Below are 3,275 nucleotides of genomic sequence, written 5' to 3'. Positions count from 1 at the left end.
TGGACAACTACCGCAAAACGCACATTCCAGACGGTCCCGGATATGAGGAGAAGTTCTACTTCAAACCCGGCAACACAGGGTTTAAAGTCTACGATACCAAGTACGCAAAAATAGGTGTGGGCATATGCTGGGATCAGTGGTTTTGTGAAACGGCAAGAGCTCTGACGCTAATGGGTGCGGAGATTATCTTCTACCCGACAGCGATTGGAAGTGAACCTGAGATTCATCTTGATTCAAAAGAGCATTGGCAGAGAGTTCAGATGGGACATGCCGCGACAAATACCGTTCCCGTGGTTGTCGCAAACAGAATTGGTGAAGAGATGGGCGAGACATGCAGCCTCAATTTTTACGGCTCATCGTTTATAACAGACTACGCTGGAGCAAAAATTGCAGAGGCCTCTAGGGACAAAGAGGAGATACTCTACGCAGAGTTTGACATAGAAGGGAATCAGAAACTGAGACACTATTGGGGACTCATAAGAGACAGACAACCCCAAATGTATAAAAACATCTGCTGATTTGGAACCATTTTTGCTACAATGTAGATAGCAAAAGAGTCTAAAAAAGGGTTGAGTTGATGGATATAGTATTAAGAGATAGCCTTATTCTTGTTACTACAGATTTTGATACGCTAAATACTCAATGGATGAAGGATTTTTTAAATCATCATTCAAGAGGGATGCTTTTTTTACCAAAAGCTGTAATGGTCTTTAGAAATGACACTTTGGCGGATGATAGAAAAATATTTATAAACCAGCTCTCCCAACATCATGCCGCAAAACATGATTTTTCACACGAATTTTTTCTTCGTTCACTTATTAAATTTGGAAATCAGCCAATCCGAATAGAGCTGGGCAAACAAGAAGAGCCTCAAGAGGTAAAAGTCAATCTCTACGCTTACAACAGTGACACTGTGCTTATTTCGCTTGATTATCCAAACTCATGGATTCTAAGTTATCTGCGTTCGCAACTTGAAGTTTATGTCGAGAGAGGAACCGATGTCTCTTTAGTGCTTGATGTCTCCGAATATAAGGCAAAGGCAAGATTGGAGAGAGCTCTTAACAAGCGCCATGTTTTGCACTACCAGATAAAATATAGCTACAACAACCGTTTTATGAGCAAGCTATATAGTGATTTTGCAAAATATAGTTTTGGGAGTCTCTGCAAAGAGGACGAAGATACACAAAAAAACAATTTTTACGCAATCCTGCAGTGTCCGGTAGGAGCAAGTCAAAGCGCTCTAAGAGACAGCTATAAAAGACTTGCAAAAGCATACCATCCAGATAAGATTTTGCAAGAGGCTCCACACATGGTAGAGCACTATACACAGAAGTTTCAACTTCTTCAAGAGGCATATTCCGCACTGAAAATTTAGAAAAAGTTATCTATAATCTCCTCTTTTTTTGCACTTTTTACAAGTGCTTCAAAATCCTGCGCGCTGTAGAGGGCAAGTTTTTTGCCCTGATGGCTAAGCAGCTCTTTTGAGAAACCTCTTTTAGAAAAAATAACTGCCTGAGTAGGCTCAATACCGAGTTTTTGACACTTGTCCAAAAGCTTATGCCACTCGCTTTTGTTGACTTTGTGATTTGACCATTTACACTCTGCGACGTAAATTTTTTCATCTTTTGTAATAGTCAATATATCTATTTCGACATTCGCATCCCAATAGCTTCCTGAGCTTAAAATCTGTGCGTCTCTGAGGTTATAGTTGAGCAAAACTTCGGAGAGCTCCTCAAAAACCAGACTCGTATAGCTGTGTCTTCTTTTGTGAAAATCTTTAAAGAAAGTCTCATACTTAAGCGCTTCAATCTCTCTTGCATGCGGGGCGATAAAGTAGAACCAAAACCTTATGAATGGGTGCGTAAAGAGAACTTTGTGAGAGATTCTGTATCTCGCCACCTCTCTTCTTAGTTTCCCATTTGGATTTAGGCTGCGAGCCGGCTCCTCTCTTGAGAACTCTATCTGAACAAGTCCTTTTTGCTCTAAAAAGTTAAGCGCGCTTCCGCCGTTTGCATTGTTAAGTCCAGCTCTGTTAAATGCTGAAAATATCTTTCGATCACCAACTGCCAAAGCACGAAGAAGACGAAGGCATCCCTTGTCCGCAAGAGTTAAATCCTCTATCTTTTTTCTAAGCGATACAAAATTATTTAGGAGGAGCTCTTCTATAAGAGAGTCAATCTCTTTGGTCGTATCTATCTCCCAGCCGAGTCCGCCAAAGATTGAAAAGTACTCAATCTGCGTCTCCATGTCATCTGGATAATTTCTTGAGTAAAAGGAGCGGAACTGCTCTAAGAGTCTGTTTTTTATCATTGATTTATTCTATCATAATTCACTTCCCCATTTCAACATATCGATGCCGTATTTTTCTCTTATGTTTTGCGAATGTTGGGTCAGTTTCTGCATTCTTTGTTCGTCATGAAAGCCTATAAGTGAGAGCCCCCTTCTTGACTCTCTCGTAAAACTTGAGCAGTTTATGCTTATGCGGATAATGTGGAGTCTTTTATGAATATCTGCTTCATTAAAGAGCGTTACGCACAAAGAGTCAAATTTTTTCTCGGTAAAAATCTCGCACAGAGTGATGTTCTTATGTGATTTTTGACTCATCTCATAGGCAAGGGAGAGATGAAAAACGGTAGGAATAACTTTGAGTTTCAAGATGGCAAAGCTGAGATGGCGGGCTAGAACATGCACTCTTCTTCTAAGTTCGTCTCTATCAAAGAGCGGGTCAAATGTTCGTGAAATTCCTATGGATTTGCGTACATGTTTTGTATGAATTTCATCATCGCTAAGTCCGCAAACTCTGGCGTAGAGCTCTTTTGCGTAAGGGCTCCATGACTCAAGTGTTCCTCTTCTTCTGCTCAGCTCTCCGAGCGTGTGAATCTGCGCACTTTCGAGTTTTGCCTTCATACTTTTGCCGATACCGGAAAACGCACCGACGGGAATCTTCTCTATAAAACTTTGCACTTCATCAGCGCACAGGACTTTGCAGCCAAAAGGTTTGGCATGTGAAGTGGCAAGTTTGGCGATGTAGCGTGTCGGTGCCGCTCCGATTGAGACCGGAAGCAGTGTAATCTTTTTTATCTCATGTCGTAAATCATCGATAAATCTGGGTATATCCTCATCATCAATCCACCCGCTAAGATCCCCGTAAAACTCATCTATGCTCGCCTGCTCGACAAGCGGAATTCTGGAAGACAAAAAGTCGTGAAGCTCATGTGAGAGCTTTTGATAGAGCGACATGTCGGGAGCTTTTATGATGAGATGAGGACAGAGAG

General features: G+C 41.4%; 4 protein-coding genes. 2 read left to right on the top strand and 2 right to left on the bottom strand.

Features of this window, described 5'->3' with window-relative positions; genetic code table 11:
• Together RQ763_RS10920 and RQ763_RS10915 are read left to right on the top strand one after the other, a co-directional pair.
• A partial coding sequence (locus RQ763_RS10920) for a nitrilase-related carbon-nitrogen hydrolase (protein WP_314152996.1) occupies positions 1 to 518 on the top strand: 518 nt, incomplete at its 5' end.
• 59 nt (positions 519 to 577) lie between these two features.
• The gene (locus tag RQ763_RS10915; RefSeq protein ID WP_314152994.1) at positions 578 to 1,375 is read left to right on the top strand and encodes a J domain-containing protein; all 798 of its coding nucleotides are present in this window, start codon (positions 578 to 580) and stop codon (positions 1,373 to 1,375) included.
• Here RQ763_RS10915 and RQ763_RS10910 read toward each other — a convergent pair.
• Together RQ763_RS10910 and RQ763_RS10905 are read right to left on the bottom strand one after the other, a co-directional pair.
• A complete protein-coding gene (locus RQ763_RS10910) occupies positions 1,372 to 2,310 on the bottom strand; it encodes a DUF234 domain-containing protein (RefSeq protein WP_314152993.1) in 939 nt (312 codons plus the stop codon). The two genes, RQ763_RS10915 and RQ763_RS10910, sit on opposite strands and share 4 nt — an antisense overlap.
• 12 nt (positions 2,311 to 2,322) lie before the next feature.
• A partial coding sequence (locus RQ763_RS10905; protein WP_314152992.1) for a DNA polymerase IV occupies positions 2,323 to 3,275 on the bottom strand: 953 nt, incomplete at its 5' end.

This window comes from Sulfurimonas sp., assembly GCF_032250635.1.
Classification (GTDB): Bacteria; Campylobacterota; Campylobacteria; order Campylobacterales; family Sulfurimonadaceae; genus Sulfurimonas.
This window is presented reverse-complemented; position numbering and strand designations above follow the sequence as displayed.